The 416-nt window shown below is 56.5% G+C and carries 1 protein-coding gene; it reads right to left on the reverse strand.

All coding sequences use genetic code 11. From position 1 onward, the window contains the following. Positions 1-408, reverse strand: a 408-nt coding sequence (locus tag UF06_RS18860; RefSeq protein WP_171816759.1) for an Ig-like domain-containing protein, incomplete at its 3' end; no start/stop codon positions are given. Between the last annotated feature and the right edge of the window lie 8 nt (positions 409-416).

Consider the following 416-nt stretch of genomic DNA (forward strand, 5'->3'; position numbering starts at 1 on the left):
CGCCGCTATGTCTTGGGCATTGCCGGTTGACGCCACGCCGTGGAGGTGGTGGATTTCCAGGCCGCCGTCTGGTGCACTGGCGTGGCCCGTTGGGTTCAGCGTGATGCTGCCGTCTTCGGCAACCGTCACTTCGTCATTCCCCGGGACTACCGCAACGTCCACGGCATTCACGGTCACTGTCACGTTCGCGCTGTCTACATCGCCGTCCGCGTCTTTCATCTGGTAGCCGAAGTTGATCTCACCATTGTAGTCAGCCGCTGGCTCGAACGTCATTGCGCCATCCGCTCCGATGACCACGGTGCCATTGTCCCCCGCGATGTCTTGGGCCTGTCTCTTATACTCTTCTGACGCTGCCGACGAATATATATGTAGAGCTTTTTTATCGAGATAGTCCATTACACATGACAATTAAGAAT

Origin of the sequence: Vibrio sp. S234-5, from assembly GCF_000960595.1 — a bacterium.
Classification (GTDB): Bacteria; Pseudomonadota; Gammaproteobacteria; order Enterobacterales; family Vibrionaceae; genus Vibrio.